The organism is Streptococcus sp. SO2, assembly GCF_030440025.1.
Window position 1 is genome coordinate 75015 of the sequence record NZ_JAQFJH010000005.1, and the last position, 20782, is coordinate 95796.

General features: G+C 40.6%; 16 protein-coding genes. 11 read left to right on the top strand and 5 right to left on the bottom strand.

Annotation, left to right across the window (positions count from 1 at the left end):
- Positions 1–47: 47 nt before the first annotated feature.
- The 8 genes from ezrA (at position 48) to PCY17_RS06610 (ending at position 13232) form a co-directional block, all read left to right on the top strand.
- Positions 48–1775, top strand: coding sequence for a septation ring formation regulator EzrA (ezrA, locus tag PCY17_RS06575; protein WP_070799981.1), 1728 nt, complete (start codon positions 48–50; stop codon positions 1773–1775).
- 103 nt (positions 1776–1878) lie between these two features.
- Positions 1879–3270, top strand: a complete 1392-nt coding sequence (gene pgdA, locus PCY17_RS06580) for a peptidoglycan-N-acetylglucosamine deacetylase PgdA (protein ID WP_181186999.1) — start codon at positions 1879–1881, stop codon at positions 3268–3270.
- Between the two features lie 81 nt (positions 3271–3351).
- A complete protein-coding gene (locus tag PCY17_RS06585; protein ID WP_071851349.1) occupies positions 3352–4194 on the top strand; it encodes an aldo/keto reductase in 843 nt (280 codons plus the stop codon).
- A gap of 289 nt (positions 4195–4483) precedes the next feature.
- A complete protein-coding gene (locus tag PCY17_RS06590) occupies positions 4484–8995 on the top strand; it encodes a S8 family serine peptidase (protein ID WP_301392253.1) in 4512 nt (1503 codons plus the stop codon).
- Positions 8996–9311: 316 nt separating this feature from the next.
- Positions 9312–9683 (top strand): GFA family protein, encoded by a 372-nt coding sequence (locus PCY17_RS06595; protein ID WP_000912017.1) that lies wholly within the window; start codon positions 9312–9314, stop codon positions 9681–9683.
- A 35-nt stretch (positions 9684–9718) separates the two neighbouring features.
- Positions 9719–10636 (top strand): glycine--tRNA ligase subunit alpha, encoded by a 918-nt coding sequence (gene glyQ / locus PCY17_RS06600; RefSeq protein ID WP_070799985.1) that lies wholly within the window; start codon positions 9719–9721, stop codon positions 10634–10636.
- A gap of 260 nt (positions 10637–10896) precedes the next feature.
- Positions 10897–12933: a glycine--tRNA ligase subunit beta gene (glyS, locus tag PCY17_RS06605; RefSeq protein WP_125388797.1), complete on the top strand. Its 2037-nt coding sequence runs from the start codon at positions 10897–10899 to the stop codon at positions 12931–12933.
- A 41-nt stretch (positions 12934–12974) separates the two neighbouring features.
- Positions 12975–13232, top strand: coding sequence for a DUF896 family protein (locus PCY17_RS06610; protein ID WP_000371290.1), 258 nt, complete (start codon positions 12975–12977; stop codon positions 13230–13232).
- An 82-nt stretch (positions 13233–13314) separates the two neighbouring features.
- On the opposite strand, the gene PCY17_RS06615 is transcribed toward PCY17_RS06610, so the two are convergent.
- The 3 genes from PCY17_RS06615 to PCY17_RS06625 are packed head-to-tail and all read right to left on the bottom strand — an operon-like array spanning position 13315 to position 16130.
- Complete coding sequence (locus PCY17_RS06615; RefSeq protein WP_000673672.1) at positions 13315–14559, bottom strand: NAD(P)H-dependent oxidoreductase; 1245 nt, start codon at positions 14557–14559, stop codon at positions 13315–13317.
- 17 nt (positions 14560–14576) lie between these two features.
- The gene (locus PCY17_RS06620) at positions 14577–15182 is read right to left on the bottom strand and encodes an NADPH-dependent FMN reductase (RefSeq protein WP_000915930.1); all 606 of its coding nucleotides are present in this window, start codon (positions 15180–15182) and stop codon (positions 14577–14579) included.
- 18 nt (positions 15183–15200) lie between these two features.
- Positions 15201–16130, bottom strand: a complete 930-nt coding sequence (locus PCY17_RS06625; protein ID WP_301392254.1) for an FAD:protein FMN transferase — start codon at positions 16128–16130, stop codon at positions 15201–15203.
- A 307-nt stretch (positions 16131–16437) separates the two neighbouring features.
- Between PCY17_RS06625 and nox the strand changes: the two genes are divergently transcribed.
- From nox to pdxT, 3 genes are all read left to right on the top strand, one after another.
- On the top strand, positions 16438–17817 hold the full coding sequence (gene nox / locus PCY17_RS06630; RefSeq protein ID WP_000036761.1) for a H2O-forming NADH oxidase: 1380 nt from the start codon (positions 16438–16440) through the stop codon (positions 17815–17817).
- A gap of 302 nt (positions 17818–18119) precedes the next feature.
- Positions 18120–18995, top strand: a complete 876-nt coding sequence (gene pdxS, locus PCY17_RS06635) for a pyridoxal 5'-phosphate synthase lyase subunit PdxS (RefSeq protein ID WP_000138520.1) — start codon at positions 18120–18122, stop codon at positions 18993–18995.
- Positions 18996–19577, top strand: a complete 582-nt coding sequence (gene pdxT, locus PCY17_RS06640) for a pyridoxal 5'-phosphate synthase glutaminase subunit PdxT (protein ID WP_301392255.1) — start codon at positions 18996–18998, stop codon at positions 19575–19577.
- Between the two features lie 19 nt (positions 19578–19596).
- Here the strand turns inward: pdxT and PCY17_RS06645 are convergent, their stop codons facing one another.
- Entirely contained in the window at positions 19597–20244 is a 648-nt protein-coding gene (locus PCY17_RS06645) for a hemolysin III family protein (RefSeq protein WP_001097972.1), read from the bottom strand.
- Positions 20241–20687 carry a DUF1836 domain-containing protein gene (locus tag PCY17_RS06650; RefSeq protein WP_301392256.1) on the bottom strand — a complete coding sequence of 149 codons (447 nt, stop codon included), beginning with the start codon at positions 20685–20687 and terminating at the stop codon, positions 20241–20243. Before PCY17_RS06650 ends, PCY17_RS06645 begins: the two co-directional genes overlap by 4 nt.
- Positions 20688–20782 lie beyond the last annotated feature (95 nt).

A 20782-nucleotide genomic window follows, 5' to 3' on the forward strand; every position in this document is an offset into this window, starting at 1 on the left:
ATATGATATAATCATTACGATTGTTTCTAGTATAAAAGGAGTTTGATATGTCTAATGGACAACTAATTTATCTAATGGTTGCGATTGCAGTCATTCTGATCTTAGCTTATGTAACAGCTATCTTTTTACGTAAGCGTAATGTAAGCAGATTAACGGCCCTTGAAGAAAGAAAAGAAGAACTCTACAACCTTCCTGTAAATGATGAGGTTGAAGCCGTTAAAAACATGCACTTGATTGGTCAAAGTCAGGTGACCTTCCGTGAATGGAACCAAAAATGGGTTGATTTATCTCTGAATTCATTTGCTGATATTGAAAATCACCTCTTTGAAGCTGAAAGCTACAATAATTCTTTCCGTTTTTTCAAAGCTGCTCACAAGATTGATCAAATTGAAAGTCAAATCGGCTTGATTGAAGAAGACATTGCTGCTATTCGCAATGCCCTTTCTGAACTTGAAAAGCAAGAATCTAAGAATAGTGGCCGTGTCCTTCATGCCTTGGACTTGTTTGAATCCCTTCAACATACCGTTGCAGAAGACTCGGAGAAATATGGGAAGGCCCTTCCTGAGATTGAGAAACAATTGGAAAACATCCAATCTGAATTCTCTCAATTTGTTACCCTAAATTCATCAGGTGACCCAGTTGAAGCGGCAGCAATTCTTGATTCAACTGAAAATCATATTCTTGCTTTGACACACATCGTTGAGCGAATTCCAGCTCTTGTTGAAACCTTGACAAAGGAACTGCCAGAACAATTAGCAGATTTGGAAGAAGGCTATCGCAAGCTGTTGGATGCCAACTACCACTTTACAGAAACAGATATCGAGTCTCGTTTCCAACTTTTGCATGAATCTTTGAAGAATAATCAAGAAAACATCCGTCAGTTGGAGTTGGACAATGCAGAGTATGAAAATAATCGCATCCAAGAAGAAATCAACGCCCTTTATGATATCTTCACTCGTGAAATTGCAGCTCAAAAAGTAGTTGAAAGTCTTCTTGCTACATTACCAACTTATCTCAACCACTTGAAAGAAAATAATCAGGTGCTTGTTCAAGATCTTGAACGCTTGACTAAAACCTACCTTCTTCCTGAAAGTGATGGAAATCATGTTCGTCGTCTTCAAGCAGAATTGGCTGCACTTGATACGGCAATCATGGAAGTGACAGAGGATCAAGGTGAGTCAACACAAGCCTACTCTGCTCTTGAAGAACAGTTGGAAATGCTTCAAAGCAACCTCAAGGATATAGAGGATGAGCAAATCTCTGTTAGCGAACGACTTGCGCAAATTGAAAAAGACGACCTCAATGCTCGCCAAAAAGCAAATGTCTATGTGAACCGTTTGCATACTATCAAACGTTACATGGAGAAGAGAAACTTGCCAGGTATTCCTCAAAGTTTCTTGAAACTTTTCTTTACTGCAAGTCATAACACAGAAGATTTGATGGCAGAGTTAGAACAACCACAAGTGAATATTGAATCGGTTAAACGAATTCTTGAAATTGCAACAAATGATATGGAAGCACTTGAAACAGAAACCTATGATATCGTTCAATATGCAACCTTGACGGAGCAACTACTCCAATACTCAAACCGTTACCGTTCATTTGATGAGCGTATCCAAGAGGCCTTCAACGAAGCGCTTGAAATTTTTGAAAAAGAGTTTGACTACCAGGCATCATTTGAAAAAATTTCACAAGCCTTGGAAGTTGCTGAACCAGGGGTTACAAACCGTTTTGTAACTTCATATGAGAAAACACGTGAAGCGATTCGTTTTTAAAAATAGAAGCTTAGAAGATTTCTAAGCTTTTTTCTTTTCCTAAAAAAAGACAGAATCCCTGTTTATCATTGAAATAATAGCCTCGATTTGATATGATGGAAATATGAAAAAAAATAGAGCGAAACGTGTTTCTCACGATAAAACGAGAAGGCTATTGCTTTCCCTTGTTGGAATCTTTGGAATTGCTACGATTCTATTAGGGAGTGCTATTGGTTATAAGCTACTACAAAAACAATCTTACGAACAAAAAATTGAAGCGCTGAAGAGCGAAAAGGACCAGCAATTCAACTCAGGTAGTCAGAAGGACCATTTCCGAAAAGGTCAAGCTGAGGTGATTGCCTACTACCCTCTGCAAGGAGAGGAAGTCATTGCGTCTGTTAGAGAAAAAATCAACCAGGATATCAAAGAAAAGCTGGAAGATAAAGAGGATTTGGTCTTTTATTATACCGAGCAGTTGGATCCAGTCTTAAAGGGAGTTGTTTCTCGAAATATCAGCAAGCAAGTCTACGATTTGTCTGCATCAAAGGTTGAAGAAAAAGAAAAGACTTCTTTAGGGAAAATTTTCTTGACTGAAGATGGGAAAGATTTTGACCTCAGTAGACTTTTCAAAGATGCAAGCAAGGCTAAGGAACTTTTGCTGAGTCAAATCAAATCAACTCTAGAAGATAAGAAACTTGACCAGACAAAAATTGATCAGGTCCTAAAAAACTTTACAGACCAAGATCTGGCATCATGGAACTTTGATTATAAAGATAGTCAAATCATCCTTTATCCTGCTAATCCAGGGGAGACTTTGGAGGAAATTGCTCTACCGATATCCAGTTTCTTTGATGTTTTGGAGTCCTCTTATCTATTAGAAAAAGATGCTGAACTTTACCAAGCATACTTTGCTAAGAAAAATAAAAAAGTTGTAGCCTTGACCTTTGACGATGGTCCAAATCCTACTACAACCACGCAAGCTTTGGATACTTTAGCTAAATATGGTGTAAAAGCAACCTTCTTTGTACTTGGTAAAAACATTGCAGGTAATGAAAATCTTCTAAAACGAATGAAATCAGAAGGTCATGTTGTAGGAAACCACAGCTGGAGTCATCCCGTTCTTTCACAACTTTCGCTCGAAGATGCTAAAAAGCAAATCACTGATACAGAAGATTTGTTAACTCAAGTTTTAGGATCAAGCTCTAAACTGATGCGTCCACCTTATGGTGCTATCACTGATGATATTCGAAACGGTCTTGATTTAAGCTTCATCATGTGGGATGTGGATAGTTTGGACTGGAAGAGTAAAAACGAGACAGCCATTTTGACAGAGATACAGCGCCAGGTTCGCAATGGTTCTATCATCCTCATGCATGATATCCATGGTCCTTCAGTTAATTCCCTACCAAGTGTCATTGAGTATCTAAAGGGTGAAGGTTATACATTTGTGACCGTTCCTGAATTGCTCAATTCTCGCTTGAAAGCTCACGAGATCTATTACGATCGTGATCAATAATTGTTAAAATCTAAAGGAGCAAGTGTTCTGATAATCAGGATTTTGTTTCTTTAGATTTTCTTCACATAGAAAGGAAAAACGATGAAATCTTACACACTTAATAATGGAGTTTCAATTCCTGTACTAGGATTTGGAACATGGAAAGCTGAAAATGGAGAAGTAGCCTACCAAGCCGTTTTAGAAGCCTTAAAGGCTGGTTATCGTCATATCGATACTGCAGCTATCTATAAAAATGAGGAGAGCGTTGGCCGTGCTATTCGAGATAGCGGTCTACCAAGACAAGAAATTTTTGTAACGACCAAACTCTGGAATACCAATCACAGCTATGATGAAGCACGCCAAGCATTTGAAGAATCAATGGAAAAACTGGGATTGGACTATCTAGATTTGTACCTTATCCATTGGCCAAATCCAAAACCACTAAGAGAAAATGAGGCATGGAAAACTCGCAATGCTGAAGTTTGGAGAGCGATGGAGGACTTTTACCAAGAAGGCAAAATCCGTGCTATCGGCGTTAGTAATTTCCTTCCCAAGCATTTGGATGCCTTGCTTGAAATAGCAAGAGTCATTCCAGCGGTCAATCAGGTACGCTTGGCACCAGGAGTTTATCAGGAGGAAGTGGTTGACTACTGTAGAGAGAAAGGAATTCTCTTAGAGGCTTGGGGACCATTTGGGCAAGGGGAGCTGTTTGAACAGAAAGAAGTCCAAGAAATTGCTACTAAGCATGGGAAATCAGTGGCTCAAATTGCCTTGGCTTGGAGTTTGGCAGAAGGATTTTTACCTCTACCTAAGTCGGTGACAGCCTCTCGCATCCAGAGCAATCTTGACTGTTTTGGAATTGAACTCAGCAATGACGAGCGAGAAGTTTTAAAGACAATTTCAGTGACTTCGGGCGCACCACGTGTGGATGAGATGGATTTTTAGTTTGTAAAATCTATTTATACCGAAATAACAAAGACTAGGAATTTTAAATCCTAGTCTTTTTGTGTATAAAAAATCTAAATTGTTTGTATAATAAAATAATTTTATGTATTGAAATATAGGAACGAATTTAGAAAATATTGGTTTGATGGAGCGAATAACACGAATAATAAAGTTAAACAAGTGAAATATATACGTAAATATTACATTTTTGTGACAATTCAGATTTTTATGAAAAATTCTGATTATTTGCGTTATAATAGGTATACTTTAAAGAAAAAGGAGATTATTTATGAATAGACGACAACGTTTTTCATTACGGAAATACAAATTTGGTCTTGCTTCAGTTTTATTGGGAACTGCTTTGGTTTTTGGAGCAAGTCAAGTCAGTGCCAATGAGCAGAGTACAGGTGAAAATCAAGCTCAAACTCAGGAAATTAAGACAGAGCTAAAAGACGATAAACACTCAAACTCTTCAACTGACCAAACCAATACTAATGGGATAGCACCAGTAGTTGGAGAGAAACAAGAAGCTGAAACTTCTAAAGAGGATGCTAGTAAACAAGATGCTAAGGTAGATGCTCCGGTTGATAAAACTGCTGAAGCCCAAGAATCAGGAAAAGATAGCGCAGTTGCAAAAGAAGTAGACCAAGGTGTCGTCCAAAAAGAAACAACAGTCGCTACCAGTCCAGCGCCTGCTACTGAGAAGGCTTCTACAATAGAGAAAAAAGAGACTCAAGCAACGACAGCTCCTAAAACTACTGGAGAAACAGCAACTACAGAAAAAGAACAAGAAAAAACTGAGTCTGCAAAACCAAATAGTCTTTCAAGCAATGATATCATCACAGTACCGAAAACTTGGAAGGCTGGTTACAAGGGGACAGGGACCGTTGTTGCCATTATTGACTCAGGGCTTGATTTGAATCATGAGGTTCTTCGAATTTCGGATCCGTCAAAAGCAAAATTTAAAAACAAGGAAGCCATCGAAGCAGCTAAAAAGGCTGCTGGAATCGACTACGGTAAATGGTATAGCGATAAGGTTGTCTATGCCTATGACTACTTTGACGGAACAGATAAGATCAAAGAAGCAGAAAGAACTTCTCATGGGATGCACGTAACAGGGATTGCAGCTGGAAACCCTGATAAAGAAGCACCGAATGGTGAAAAGGTCTATGGTGTTGCACCAGAAGCCCAAGTTATGTTTATGCGTGTCTTTTCAGATCGCCAAAAGACGACCAGTTCTGCTCTTTATGTAAAGGCGATTGATGACGCAGTTGCCTTAGGAGCAGATGCCATTAATATGAGTTTGGGATCTAGCACTGGTTCTATGGTCGATGCTGGTTCTGATATTGTGGATGCCATCAAACGGGCTCGTGCCAAGGGAGTTTCTGTTCTTATCTCAGCAGGAAATAGCAATACATTCGGAAATGGTTATTCAAAACCACTAGCTGAAAACCCAGACTATGGCTTGGTTGGAAATCCATCCACTGTTGAGGATTCGATTTCAGTTGCTTCTGTCAACAATAAAACATTGACAACAGCCGTTTTTGAAGTTAAAGGTCTAGAGGGAAATGCCGGCCTTCATAACGGAAAATTTGATTATAATCAACCTGAAGCAGATAAGGACTTTGAAAAAGGAAAAGAGTACGAATACGTCGAAGCAGGCTTAGGTCGTGAAGAAGACTTTGCGAAGTTGGATTTAACTGGGAAACTTGCCCTCATTCAGCGTGGAGCCATGAACTTTTCAGAGAAGATCAAAAATGCACGAAAACACGGTGCAGTTGGTGCTTTGATCTACAATAATGTAGAAGGTCCAAATATCAATATGGCTATTGATGATGAAGCAAAGAAAATTCCTTCTGTATTTATTTCTAAACAGTATGGTGAAGCCTTAAAATCAGGAAACTACAAGATTGTTTTTAATGACAAGATGGATAATCGCCCTTCTGATGTAGCCAATCAGCTATCTGACTTTTCAAGTTGGGGAGTGACTACCGATGGACAATTGAAACCGGACGTGACAGCTCCTGGCGGCAATATCTATTCATCCTTTAATGACAATACCTATGGTAGTATCAGCGGAACCAGTATGGCGGCTCCTCACGTTACGGGTGTTGCAGTTCTGGTTAAGGAATACCTTCAAAAACACCATCCAGAATTGACTCCTGAGCAAGTATCAGAGACTGTCAAGGCATTGATCATGTCAACTGCAAAACCACATGTTAATAAGGACACAGGCACTTATACCTCTCCTCGTCAGCAAGGTTCTGGTATTGTGGATACAGCTGCTGCAGTGTCAACAGACCTCTATGTAACGGGTGAAAATGGTTATCCAAGCGTGACTTTAGGAAATGTTGGAGATCAATTTACTTTCAAGGTCACTGTACACAATATTTCAGATACTGACCGCACTCTCAAGATGGTAGTGAATACCAATACAGACGAGGTCCAAGATGGAAAATTCACCCTTCGACCTCGAAAACTAACGGAGACAGTCTGGCCAGAAGTGACAGTCAAAGCCCACAGCAGTCAAACAGTCACTGTTAAAGTAGATGCTCGAAAATTTGCTACTGAACTCAGCAAACAAATGCCAAATGGCTATTTCCTTGAAGGTTTTGTTCGATTTGTAGATCCAGCAGATGATGGGGATGTTGTGAGTCTTGCATTTATGGGCTTCCGAGGAGAATTCCAAAATCTCCCTGCTGTCGAAAAACCAATTTACAACCTTGTCCGAGAAGGGAAAAATGGATTTTACACGGAAGTAGACAAGGAAAATCCTGCCGTTAACTACTCTAATGATGCTACCTATCTCGCAACCTTGCAAAATGACCTTCTAGTGTCTAAAGGTCAACGCCAAGGACGCCGAATTACCGTTCTTGGAATCGAACAAAATGCTGAAGGTAAGCATGTTCTTCAGTTGGACGAAAAAGGGAATGTCCGTATTGCCATTTCTCCAAATGATGATGGAAACAAAGACCTAGTTGAATACAAAACGGTTGCTTTGAGAAATCTTGTAAATCTTCGGGCTACAGTTTATGCGGCTACGGATACCAAGCATGAACATCCTATTTGGGAGGGTGATGCAAAGGATCTTCGTAAGAATTATTTTGATGGAGACAGTAGAAATCTGAAGAGTTATATTCTAGATAATACTGCTTGGAGAGGCCAGGATTTTGATGGGAATACTGTTGCAGATGGTTTATATGACTATGTTATTAGTTACACACCAGATGTTCCAGGAGCCAAAGAACAATATACGACCTTTAAGATTCAAATTGATACTCAAAAACCTGTCATCACAAGTGGTTATATTCGCTTTAAAGATGGAAACCAAGAATTCGTAGCTCGCAAACCAAAAGATGTGGGTCAAGGCGGTTTCCTTTCAGAAAAAGTCTTCTATATCACACCATTTGACCAGAAAGGGACCATGATTCTATCTGGGAAAGACCAGTCTGGAACTCGTGCGCTTGAGAACACCCATCTGATCAAAGCCAATGCTGATGGTAGTTATACACTTCCTAAGGATGTTGACAAGGCTAATATTTACTATCTTGTTGAGGACTATGCAGGAAATGTAGATTATATCTCACTTGCTGAACTTGTACGCGATCAAAATAGTGGTCGAGTGAAAATTGCCTTGAAGGATGCAAAAACAAACCAAGATATTGATACCCTCTACGTCTATCGAATCAAAAATAGCAAGGGACAATATGTTGATGTTGACAAGACAAAAGCGATTCATTTCTTACAGTTTGGTCATTATACAGCAGAAATTTTCAGTTATGACCGAACAGAATTGAAATTTATCAGTGCCTTGTCCCAAGAGTTTGACTTGACTGAAGAAAATAGTTTCCAAACCATTACCTTCCTAGCAAATCTCTTAGAATATGCACCTGTGTCTGTTTCCTTCAATCAAGCAGTTCCAAAGACGACTACAGTGGTTCTGAAAGGAGAAGATGGGACAAGTATCACTCTTCCTGCTGAAAAATACGGTCAATACGCCTTTGGTAAGAAAGTTGCTACAGGTCGTTATACTGTACAAGTCACCTTGCCAACTGGATATGAACTCCTTGAAGATCTCGTTTCCTTGCTCGTGAAGCCAGGTCGAAATAATGCTTTGCGTCTATCTGTTGTGTCTAAGTTGGCCTTGATTGCTGCGGTAAATCAACAAAAAGAACTGGTAGAAACGTCTCGTTACTTTAATAGTAGTGCAGATAAGAGAAAAGCTTATGACCAAGCTTTCCAAGTGGCACAGTCAGCCTTGTCAAGCAAGTTGAAGCAAGAATTGATTGATGGTGTTCTTGCTAGTCTTGAAGTTGCTGGTAAGGCTTTGGATGGAAAAGATTCGAACGTTACAGCCTTGAAAGAAGCTATGAAAGCTTACTATGCAACGACTAAAACTGGACGATATGCTAATGCTAAGGAAAAAGTACGTCGAGCTTATGATCGTGCCTTCCAAGAAATCGCCTTACTAGCTGTGGATCCTAAAGTTAAACAGGATCAAATTGACCAATCTCTCATTGCCCTAGCAACAGCTAAAAGCAAACTAAATGGCAAAGCTACTGACTTCTCTAGTCTGAAGAAACTGGTCAAAGATGAACGCCTTTTCCAAGAAAAGAACGCGAGATTTATCTATGCAGACAAGAAAGAAAAAGCAGCTTATCTCCTAACCTTTAAAGAGGCACAGGAACTCCTTAAAGATCCAGGAGCGAGCCAAGAAGATGTCAAAGATGCCATTACAGCATTGAAACAAGCCAAGAGAAATCTACATGGCAAAAAACCAAAAGCAAGAAGACATCCTTAAACAGGACTTTCTGAAGCTTTACTATTAAATGAGTCTGGAACTTTGTTTTCAGACTCATTTTTGGTTTACACTGGCTAGAAAATCTGCTATAATACTAGCTAGGAAAGAAAGTCTTATGGCGTTCTTCAGCGAGCTTGGGATAGTGGGAGCCAAGTAGGACAAGGTAAGAAACTGGCGCTTTCTGTCGTATTTTTATAAACAATGAAGTAATAAATTAGGGTGGAACCGCGTTTCAGACGCCCCTAGTCGCAAGGCTTGGGTGTTGAAATTCGGTTCTTTTTGAATTTCGTCTAATGCCTAAGTAGAAAGGAGCATAATGCTTAAAGGATCTTGTTTATGCAAAGCAGTGACCTACACTTTAGATGAGGAATTGTCGGAATTAGTTTTTTGCCACTGCTCATTCTGTCGGAAAGCAACTGCGTCTGCCTATACAGTGAATGCCAAAGTTAGCAGTAAAAACCTAGTATTGCATGGAAAAGAACAGTTGGTTACCTATAGTTCATCTCCAGGAAAACAACGCTATTACTGTCAGAACTGTCATAGTCAAATTTTCACTGCTCAAGAAAATATACCAGAAGTCTGTGCTTTGAAACTAGGTACAATAGACGAATGCGATCAGAATTTACAAACGGTTCCCAAACGTCATATTTTTCAGGACCCAGCTTTTTCTTGGTTGCTTGATGAATAAATCTAAAAAGATAATATAAATTAAAGGAGTATTCAATGTCTAAGAAATTAACATTTCAAGAAATTATTTTGACTTTGCAACAATTTTGGAATGACCAAGGTTGTATGCTTATGCAGGCTTATGATAATGAGAAAGGTGCGGGAACGATGAGTCCTTACACTTTCCTTCGTGCTATTGGGCCTGAGCCATGGAATGCGGCTTATGTAGAGCCATCACGTCGTCCTGCTGACGGTCGTTATGGGGAAAACCCTAACCGTCTCTACCAACACCACCAATTCCAAGTGGTTATGAAGCCATCTCCATCAAATATCCAGGAACTTTACCTTGAGTCTTTGGAAAAATTGGGTATCAATCCTTTGGAACACGATATTCGTTTCGTTGAAGATAACTGGGAAAATCCATCGACTGGTTCAGCTGGTCTCGGTTGGGAAGTTTGGCTTGATGGTATGGAAATCACTCAGTTCACTTACTTCCAACAAGTCGGTGGATTGGCAACTGGCCCTGTGACTGCGGAAGTTACCTATGGTTTGGAACGTTTGGCTTCTTACATTCAAGAAGTGGACTCTGTCTATGATATCGAGTGGGCTGATGGTGTAAAATACGGAGAAATCTTTATCCAACCTGAGTACGAGCATTCAAAATATTCATTTGAAATTTCGGACCAAGAAATGTTGCTTGAAAACTTTGATAAGTTTGAAAAAGAAGCTGGGCGCGCCTTGGAAGAGGGCTTGGTTCACCCTGCCTATGACTATGTTCTTAAATGTTCACACACCTTTAATCTGCTTGATGCGCGTGGTGCCGTATCTGTAACAGAGCGAGCAGGCTATATCTCTCGTATCCGTAACTTGGCCCGTGTCGTAGCCAAAACCTTTGTCGCAGAACGCAAACGCCTAGGTTACCCACTTTTGGATGAAGCAACACGAGCTAAACTCCTAGCAGAAGACGCAGAATAGTAAGTAATACTGTGCTCTAAAATCGTTAAAGGCAAGTTGAAGACTTGCTAGAGGGATATGCACTGCCGTACTGTTATGTGGGGATTTTTGAAACCTTGGGTTCAAAAAAAAGTCAGCTAAATCCACTTTGATGAGACTGTTGGAAATCTTAGTTTATTTGGTATAAGATTTCCTTACAGACTCACAAAAGTTAGTTAGCGACATCCCCAGTACCTAAGGTGCATATCAAAAAAGATTGAAGAAAATGTAAAGGAAAAAACATGACAAAAAACTTATTAGTAGAACTCGGTCTTGAAGAGTTACCAGCCTACGTAGTAACTCCAAGCGAAAAACAACTAGGTGAAAAAATGGCAGCCTTCCTCAAGGAAAACCGCCTGTCTTTTGAAGCCATTCAAACTTTCTCAACACCACGTCGTTTGGCTGTTCGTGTGACTGGACTTGCAGACAAACAGTCTGATTTGACAGAAGATTTCAAGGGTCCAGCAAAGAAAATCGCCTTGGATAGTGATGGAAACTTCACCAAAGCAGCTCAAGGATTTGTCCGTGGAAAAGGCTTGACAGTTGAAGATATTGAATTCCGTGAAATCAAAGGTGAAGAATATGTCTATGTTACCAAGGAAGAAGTGGGGCAACCAGTTGAAGCCATTGTTCCAGGTGTAGTAGACGTCTTGAAGTCACTGACTTTCCCTGTCAGCATGCACTGGGCTAACAACACTTTTGAATATATCCGCCCTGTACACACTTTGACTGTTCTTTTAGATGAAGAAGAGTTTGATTTGGATTTCCTTGATATCAAGGGTGATCGTGTGAGTCGCGGTCATCGTTTCTTGGGACAAGAAACCAAGATTCAGTCAGCATTGAGCTACGAAGAAGATCTTCGTAAGCAGTTTGTAATCGCGGATCCACGTGAACGTGAGCAAATGATTGTTGACCAAATCAAGGCAATCGAAGCTGAACATGGTGTACGTATCGAAATTGATGCTGATTTGCTCAATGAAGTCTTGAACTTGGTTGAATACCCAACTGCCTTTATGGGAAGTTTTGATGCCAAATACCTTGAAGTTCCAGAAGAAGTTTTGGTAACTTCGATGAAAGAACACCAACGTTACTTTGTTGTTCGTGATCAAGACGGTAAACTCCTACCAAACTTCATTTCAGTTCGTAACGGAAACGCAGAGCATTTGGAAAATGTCATCAAAGGAAATGAAAAAGTTTTGGTAGCCCGCTTGGAAGACGGTGAATTCTTCTGGCGTGAAGACCAAAAATTGGTCATTTCAGATCTTGTTGAAAAATTGAACCATGTGACTTTCCATGAGAAGATTGGTTCCCTTCGTGAACACATGATTCGTACAGGGCAGATTGCCATTCTCTTGGCAGAAAAGGCTGGTTTGTCAGTGGATGAAACGGTTGACCTAGCGCGTGCAGCAGCCATTTACAAGTTTGACTTGTTGACGGGTATGGTTGGTGAGTTTGATGAGCTCCAAGGTATTATGGGTGAAAAATATGCCCTTCTTGCTGGAGAAACTCCAGCGGTGGCAGCTGCTATTCGTGAACACTACATGCCGACATCAGCCGAAGGAGAACTTCCAGAGAGCAAGGTTGGAGCCATTCTAGCCATTGCAGACAAATTGGATACAATTTTGAGTTTCTTCTCAGTAGGCTTGATTCCTTCAGGTTCTAATGACCCTTATGCTCTTCGTCGTGCGACCCAAGGTGTGGTTCGTATCTTGGATGCTTTTGGTTGGCACATTGCTATGGATGAGTTGATTGATAGCCTTTACAGTTTGAAATTTGACAGCTTGACTTATGAAAATAAAGCAGAGGTTATGGACTTTATCAAGGCTCGTGTTGATAAGATGATGGGTTCAACTCCAAAAGATATCAAGGAAGCAGTTCTTGCAAGTTCAAACTTTGTTATGGCGGATATGCTAGAAGCAGCAAGTGCTCTTGTCGAAGCAAGCAAGAAAGAAGATTTCAAATCGTCTGTCGAATCCCTCTCACGTGCTTTCAACTTGGCTGAAAAAGCCGAAGGAACTGATACTGTTGATCCTGCTCTCTTTGAGAATGAAGAAGAGAAAGCCTTGGCAGAAGCAGTAGAATCACTTGTTTTGTCAGGGGCTGCAAGTCAGCAATTAGAACAACTCTTTGCGCTTAGCCCAGTTATTGATGCTTTCTTTGAAAATACCATGGTAATGGCTGAAGATCAGACTGTTCGACAAAATCGTTTGGCAATCTTGTCGCAATTAACCAAGAAAGCAGCTAAGCTCGCTCGTTTTAACCAAATCAATACTAAATAAACTCAGTCAAACGGACTGTATCTTATCACAAAGGAGAGGAAATGGATCCGAAAAAAATCGCTCGTATCAATGAGCTTGCCAAAAAGAAAAAAACAGAAGGCTTAACTTCTGCTGAAAAAGTGGAACAAGCTAAACTTCGTGAGGAGTACATCGAAGGCTATCGTCGATCTGTTCGTCACCACATCGAGGGAATCAAAATTGTGGACGAGGAAGGCAATGACGTCACACCAGAAAAACTACGTCAGGTACAACGTGAAAAAGGTTTGCACGGCCGTAGTATAGATGATCCTAACTCATAAAATGAAAGGGGGTGTAGATGATTTACATTCCCCTTTTCTGTTGTAATAAAAAAGAAGGAGCCAAATGGCTCCTTTTGGTTTCTTAGTTGCTTGCACCAGAAGTAGCGTCAGCGTCACCACCGTGGCCTCCAGCATCACCTGAATCAGAAGCGCCGGAAGTAGCATCGGCGTCTCCATGACCTCCAGCAGCAGGAGCAAATGGTCCGCTACCACCTACCAAACGTTGACCAGTCTCTTTTAGGTACCAGTCAAGCCATGGTTGGAAGTTAAAGACGATTTCATTGATACCAGCGTATGATCCATCAGGATAGTACATTGCTTGGTAGTTGTGTGTGTTGATGACACCTGCAGGAGAACCTGGAACGATCGTACGGACGTATTCTTGGTTTCCGTTGCGAAGTGTTCCGATAACCCACTCTACGTTCTTCATACGTGCTGGTGGAAGAGAACCATGAACAGTCGACATACGGCTACCTGATTGAGGTGGTACACGTTTAGCAAACATGGTGTCTGGATCTTGGTGAGCGTTGTTGTAGTATAGGAATTGGTTGTTGTCGTCAGCGTATGTCAATTCAAATGGCATAGCTTTCAAGAACATATCAATTTGATTAACTGTCAAGATACCGTGGTCCAATTTGACATAGGTATCACCAGAAACAGCCCCAGTGATTGCTGCAACTTTTTCTACCCATTCTGGATCGTCAGGGTCAACTTCTGTAATGGTTGTAGCAATTGGTTTTCCACAATCCAAGTCTTCTGGTTCGATTGGTTTTGGTTTTTTCAATTTCGAAACGACTCCTACGTATTTTACAAAGTTATCTAAGCAAGTTTCAAGGAATTTAACAGTTCCTTCGTTAGTGATATTTCCGTTGTTATCAAAAGCTTCCTTAGCTTTACCAAGAAGGAATTCGTTACCTGGAAGCGTGTAGGCATTGACACCTGGAGCATCAAGGATTTTACGAAGGTGAACTTGGGCACGTGATGTTCCTTGGTCATAGTATGATGCACCCACAATCATAACAGGCTTGTTTTCAAATGGATGAACTTCGTATGAAAGCCATTCAAGTACAGATTTGAGAGAAGCTGAGATAGTGTGGTTGTGCTCAGGAGTAGCGATAATGACACCATCAGCACGTGTAATCTTGTTATACAAGAAACGCAATTGGAAGCTTTCGTCCCATTTTTCGTCTTGGTTAAACATTGGAACTTCGTCAATTTCAAGGACTTCTAATTCAAATTTGAATTTGAAATTGCGACGAATAAATTCCAAGAGTTTGCGGTTATATGATTGATCGTAGTTTGATCCAACAAGTCCAACAAATTTCATTCTTTCAGTCTCCTATCTTACAAATTTTCCCAGTCAAATTCTTCAGCATCTTTGCGAAGCAATTCTTGTGCATTGCGCAATTTCTCTGTAATCTTCACAAAGATACGGAAGTCATCAAAGATGGCATCCAATTTCTTGATGACATCAAGGTCAACCAAGTCGCCACTTGGGTTAAATGCTTGAAGAGAGTGAGAAAGCAAGAATTCATCTGGTAGAACATTTGCCTTAATTTCAGGAGCGTTCAAGATTTGACGAAGTTGCAATTGGGCACGAGATGAACCAAGTGTACCATAGGAAGCACCAGTGATCATGATTGGTTTGTTCAAAAGTGGGTAGATACCGTAAGATAGCCAAGCAAGAGCGCTCATCAAAACTGCAGGGATAGAGTGGTCGTACTCAGGAGTACCGATAATCACACCATCAGCCTCTTCAATTTTAGCTGCAATTTCAAGAATTTCAGCGGGAAGAAGTTTATCTGCAGGTTTGTTGAAAACAGGGATATCCTTGATTTCAACGAGTTCAATTTCAGCTTTATCAGCAAAGTGTTTTTGCATGTATTGGAGCAATTGGCGGTTTGTAGAACGTTTAGAGTTCGTTCCAACAATGGCAATAAGTTTTAGCATGAGATTTCCTTTCTCTTTTTACATAATACAATTTTGAAGGCCTGAAGAACAAGCAAGGCGTCCTTCTTTGTCGATGAGGATGGTTTCAATACCATCTATACTTTCGACTTGCCAGAGGATAGAAGCGCTTCGCTCTCCGAATAGGCGAGTTGTCCAAATCTCACCATCAACGGATTTATCAGAGACAATCGTCAGGCTAGCGAGATCAGTTTCGACAGGGAATCCTGTCTCACTATCAAAGATATGGTGATAGTCTTTTCCATCTACTGTCAGGTGGCGTTCATAGATACCTGAAGTGACGACGGATTTGTTAGAAACAGGAATGGTTAGAAGATGATTGCCACGAGGATTTCGCGGATCTTGAATCCCAATCTGCCAGGCTTTCCCGTCTTTGACTTGATTGTTCCCGATGGTGAGGATATTTCCTCCGAGATTGATCAAGGCAGAGGTGACACCGTGTTCTTTCAAATACTGGGCAACCTTATCTGCACTATAGCCCTTGGCTAAGCAACCTAAATCAAGCTTCATTCCTTTCTTCTCTAAAAAGACAGTAGAGCTAGTCGGATCCAACTTGATAAAATGCGGGTCAACTAGAGGCAAGACAGCTTCGATTTCTTTAGAGTCTGGAAGCCGTGCATCTGCAAATCCGATTCGCCAGGTTTGAATCAAGGGGCCAATGCTGATGTTTAGATGGCTAGATGGAGCTAGGCTATGCTCTAACCCAAGAGCAATCAGTTCAAATAAGTCAGGATGAACCTTAACAGGTGCGATTCCAGCTTGGTAGTTGATTTCCATCAGTTCGGATTCTTGACTGTTGGCGTTAAAGCGGTATTCGAGTTCCTTGAGCAAATCAAAGGCTCCTTGAAGTAGGTAATCAGCCTGTTCACCTACTAATGAAATCGTGATAGTTGTTCCCATTAGCCGTTCAGAACGTGAATGAAGAGGCAAGCTACCAGCTCCTTTCTTCTTATAGGAAATCATTCAATATGAGGTAGTTAAAGAAAAATTAAACCCCTTACATTTTCTTTCCATGTATCTAGCATATCATAAAGTCAGCGTTTTCACAAATGAATTTTGACAAAAAGTCAAGAAATATGCTCAAAATTAATATGAAAACGATAGAAAAAGTAGATTCATCAATGTTAAGTGTATTTTTTTCTGAAAAAAAGAGAATTCTGAGCAAATATCTTGTAAACGCTAACAGTAAATGATATACTAGAAAGGTAAATCAAAAATTAAAGGTAGGAATTTTTCTATGAGTAAAATCGTTGTAGTTGGTGCTAACCACGCTGGTACAGCTTGTATTAATACCATGTTGGACAACTTCGGACATGAGAACGAAATCGTAGTATTTGACCAAAACTCAAATATTTCATTCCTTGGTTGTGGAATGGCGCTTTGGATCGGGGAACAAATTGATGGCCCAGAAGGTCTCTTCTACTCTGATAAAGAAAAATTGGAAGCAAAAGGTGCTAAAGTTTACATGAACTCACCAGTTCTTTCAATTGACTACGATAACAAAGTTGTGACTGCAGAAGTTGAAGGTAAAGAACACAAAGAGTCTTATGATAAATTGATCTTTGCAACTGGTTCAACTCCAATCTTGCCTCCAATCGAAGGTGTTGAAATCGTTAAGGGTAACCGCGAATTCAAAGCGACTCTTGAAAATGTACAATTTGTTAAATTGTACCAAAACGCTGAAGAAGTTATTGAAAAACTTGAAGACAAGAGCAAACACCTTGAGCGCATTGCCGTTGTTGGTGGTGGTTACATCGGTGTAGAACTTGCAGAAGCCTTTGAGCGTCTTGGAAAAGAAGTGGTGCTTGTCGATATCGTAGACACTGTCTTGAACGGTTACTATGATAAAGATTTCACACAAATGATGGCGAAGAACTTGGAAGACCACAACATCCGCTTGGCTCTTGGTCAAACAGTTAAAGCTATCCAAGGTGATGGAAAAGTTGAACGCTTGGTAACAGACAAAGAAACATTTGATGTGGATATGGTGGTTCTTGCTGTTGGTTTCCGTCCAAACACAGCTCTTGCTGATGGTAAGATTGAACTCTTCCGTAACGGTGCCTTCCTCGTAGACAAGAAACAAGAAACATCTATCCCAGGTGTATACGCTGTTGGTGACTGTGCAACTGTTTATGACAATGCACGTAAAGATACAAGCTACATCGCACTTGCTTCTAACGCTGTACGTACTGGTATCGTTGGTGCTTATAATGCTTGTGGTCATGAATTGGAAGGAATCGGTGTACAAGGATCAAACGGTATCTCTATCTACGGTCTTCACATGGTTTCGACTGGTTTGACTCTTGAAAAAGCCAAAGCTGCTGGCTATAACGCAACTGAAACTGGCTTTAACGATCTTCAAAAACCAGAATTTATCAAACATGACAACCACGAAGTTGCCATCAAGATTGTCTTTGACAAAGACAGCCGCGAAATCCTTGGTGCACAAATGGTTTCACATGATGCTGCTATCAGTATGGGAATCCACATGTTCTCACTTGCTATCCAAGAGCATGTGACAATTGATAAATTGGCATTGACAGACCTATTCTTCTTGCCACACTTTAACAAACCTTACAACTACATCACAATGGCTGCACTTACAGCTGAAAAATAGAAATTGATGAGCTATCTGGCCTTAGGTTAAGGTCAGATAGTTTTTTAGTTATACTCTTCGAAAATATCTTCAAACCACGTCAGCTTCGCCTTACCGTATATATGTTACTGACTTCGTCAGTTCTATCTACAACCTCAAAGCAGTGCTTTGAGCAACCTGCGGCTAGCTTCCTAGTTTGCTCTTTGATTTTCATTGAGTATCAATCTGTACCCATACAATTATCCTTTTTTTATCTTGTACTTCATTCTAATCTGGCTTAAAATGAAATGGTAGCTACCAATACAAATGATGAGGATTAAGAAATGACTGAAAATCGTTATGAACTAAATAAAAACTTGGCACAGATGCTCAAAGGTGGGGTTATCATGGACGTTCAGAACCCTGAACAGGCCCGTATCGCAGAGGCTGCTGGTGCGGCTGCTGTGATGGCCTTGGAGCGGATTCCAGCTGATATTCGTGCAGCTGGTGGAGTTTCCCGTATGAGTGATCCAAAGATGATTAAGGAAATCCAAGAAGCGGTCAGCATTCCAGTGATGGCCAAGGTCAGAATCGGACATTTTGTAGAAGCTCAGATTTTAGAGGCTATTGAGATTGACTATATCGATGAGAGTGAAGTGCTTTCTCCAGCTGATGACCGTTTCCATGTGGACAAGAAAGAATTTCAAGTTCCTTTTGTTTGTGGAGCTAAGGATTTGGGTGAAGCCTTGCGTCGTATCGCTGAAGGAGCTTCCATGATTCGGACAAAAGGAGAACCGGGTACAGGTGACATTGTTCAAGCCGTTCGCCATATGCGCATGATGAATCAAGAAATCCGTCGCATTCAAAATCTCCGTGAGGATGAACTTTATGTGGCTGCCAAGGACTTGCAAGTCCCTGTTGAATTGGTCCAATACGTCCATGAACATGGAAAATTACCAGTTGTTAACTTTGCAGCTGGAGGTGTGGCAACGCCAGCAGATGCTGCGCTGATGATGCAATTGGGGGCAGAGGGTGTCTTTGTCGGTTCAGGTATTTTCAAATCAGGCGACCCTGTTAAACGAGCAAGTGCTATTGTCAAAGCCGTAACCAACTACCAAAATCCTCAAATTCTGGCTCAAATCTCTGAAGATTTAGGGGAAGCCATGGTTGGTATCAATGAGAATGAAATTCAAATTCTCATGGCAGAGCGAGGAAAATAGATGAAAATTGGAATATTGGCCTTGCAAGGCGCCTTTGCAGAACATGCAAAAGTGCTAGAAAAGTTAGGTGTTGTTAGTGTCGAAATCAGAAATTTAGATGATTTTCAGAAATATCAGAGTGACTTGTCCGGTTTGATTTTGCCTGGTGGAGAATCTACAACCATGGGCAAGCTCTTGCGCGACCAGCAGATGCTGCTTCCCATCCGAGAAGCTATTTTATCTGGACTCCCAGTCTTTGGAACCTGCGCCGGTTTGATTTTGCTAGCTAAGGAAATTACTTCTCAGGAAGAAAGTCACCTAGCCACTATGGATATAGTAGTAGAGCGTAATGCCTATGGGCGTCAACTAGGAAGTTTTTATACAGAAGCAGATTGTAAGGGAGTTGGTCAGATTCCCATGACCTTTATCCGTGGACCGATTATCAGCAGTGTTGGAGAGGGTGTAGAAGTTTTAGCAACAGTTGATGATCAAATCGTTGCAGCCCAAGAAAAAAATATGCTGGTAACTTCTTTTCATCCAGAATTGACAGATGATGTTGGCTTGCACCAGTACTTTATCAATATGTGTAAAGAAAAAAGTTGAGAAAAGATTCTCAACTTTTTTACATGTAATAAACAATGGCAATATATTGGAGTGCAGACGCCGCTAGGATAAAGAGATGCCAAATCATGTGGAAATAAGGTTTTTTCTTAGCGTAAAATCCAGCTCCAACTGTATAACAGAGCCCACCAGTTACCATGAGACTCCAGAAAATTGGCGTTGTTTGACTGATAATGGCAGGAATGATAGCCAGAACCAACCAGCCCATAATCAGGTAAAGGGCAAGGCTGAATTTCTCATTGACCTTTTTAGCAAAGATTTTATAGAGGATGCCAAAGATGGTCGTTCCCCACTGAATAGCAATGATCAGATAGCCAAACCAGTTATTCATCAAAGTCAATACGACCGGCGTATAAGAGCCAGCGATAGCCACATAAATCATAGAATGATCGATGATTCGCAAGACGTATTTATGGGTCGAACCGTAGGCCATAGAGTGGTAAATGGTTGATGAGAGGAACATGAGAAAGAGACTGATAACAAAGATAGAAACGCCAAAAGATGATAAAAATCCGTGTGCTTCATAACTATAGGTGGATGAAATAGGGAGCAAGATGAGCATGATAACGGCACCCACAGCATGGGTCACACTATTAGCAATTTCCTCTCCGAAACTGAGCTTTTTACTGAGTTTTAGACTGGTATTCATTGGATTTCCTCCTCTTCTTTGATAAGGATTAAGTCTAGAGTTTGATGATAGAGTTTAACGGTTTGACAGCTAGTTTGGATAATAGAATTTTCTGGATCAATCCCATGGTTCATGTAGTCTACAAAAGCGTCGTAGAGCTGGTCTGAGCTTGCTTGAGTTTGCAGAGTATTCAGTGTTTGAGCGATTTCTTGGATCGAAAAGACAGACTTGAGAGTGGTGATGGCAATCAAGCGGGCAATCTGTTTGCGTTGGTATTTTTTCTTGTCTGGCTTTGTCAGGTAACCATGTTTGACATAGTTATTGACCATGGATGCTGTTAGCCCCTTTTCTTTATCTGGAGAGATAGGGGCACAGACCTGATTGACATAAAGCAGAACCTGATCCAGGTAGAGGTCAATGTTTGGAATGTCTTCCCATTTTGGGTAGGAAAAGTTAGAATTCATTTCCAACTCCTTTTTATCTAGTTTTGATAACTAGATTATAAAATAATAAAAAACAAAAGTCAAGTTTCAACTGCTTGTAGAAAGCTTTAAATTAT

Coding starts and splice junctions, on each gene's coding strand:
- PCY17_RS06595 (WP_000912017.1), top strand. CDS start 9,312: ATGCTTAAAGGATCTTGTTTATGCAAAGCAGTGACCTACACTTTAGAT.
- PCY17_RS06645 (WP_001097972.1), bottom strand. CDS start 20,244: ATGAATACCAGTCTAAAACTCAGTAAAAAGCTCAGTTTCGGAGAGGAA.
- PCY17_RS06590 (WP_301392253.1), top strand. CDS start 4,484: ATGAATAGACGACAACGTTTTTCATTACGGAAATACAAATTTGGTCTT.
- glyS (WP_125388797.1), top strand. CDS start 10,897: ATGACAAAAAACTTATTAGTAGAACTCGGTCTTGAAGAGTTACCAGCC.
- PCY17_RS06615 (WP_000673672.1), bottom strand. CDS start 14,559: ATGAAATTTGTTGGACTTGTTGGATCAAACTACGATCAATCATATAAC.
- pgdA (WP_181186999.1), top strand. CDS start 1,879: ATGAAAAAAAATAGAGCGAAACGTGTTTCTCACGATAAAACGAGAAGG.
- PCY17_RS06610 (WP_000371290.1), top strand. CDS start 12,975: ATGGATCCGAAAAAAATCGCTCGTATCAATGAGCTTGCCAAAAAGAAA.
- PCY17_RS06650 (WP_301392256.1), bottom strand. CDS start 20,687: ATGAATTCTAACTTTTCCTACCCAAAATGGGAAGACATTCCAAACATT.
- PCY17_RS06585 (WP_071851349.1), top strand. CDS start 3,352: ATGAAATCTTACACACTTAATAATGGAGTTTCAATTCCTGTACTAGGA.
- pdxT (WP_301392255.1), top strand. CDS start 18,996: ATGAAAATTGGAATATTGGCCTTGCAAGGCGCCTTTGCAGAACATGCA.
- nox (WP_000036761.1), top strand. CDS start 16,438: ATGAGTAAAATCGTTGTAGTTGGTGCTAACCACGCTGGTACAGCTTGT.
- glyQ (WP_070799985.1), top strand. CDS start 9,719: ATGTCTAAGAAATTAACATTTCAAGAAATTATTTTGACTTTGCAACAA.
- PCY17_RS06620 (WP_000915930.1), bottom strand. CDS start 15,182: ATGCTAAAACTTATTGCCATTGTTGGAACGAACTCTAAACGTTCTACA.
- ezrA (WP_070799981.1), top strand. CDS start 48: ATGTCTAATGGACAACTAATTTATCTAATGGTTGCGATTGCAGTCATT.
- pdxS (WP_000138520.1), top strand. CDS start 18,120: ATGACTGAAAATCGTTATGAACTAAATAAAAACTTGGCACAGATGCTC.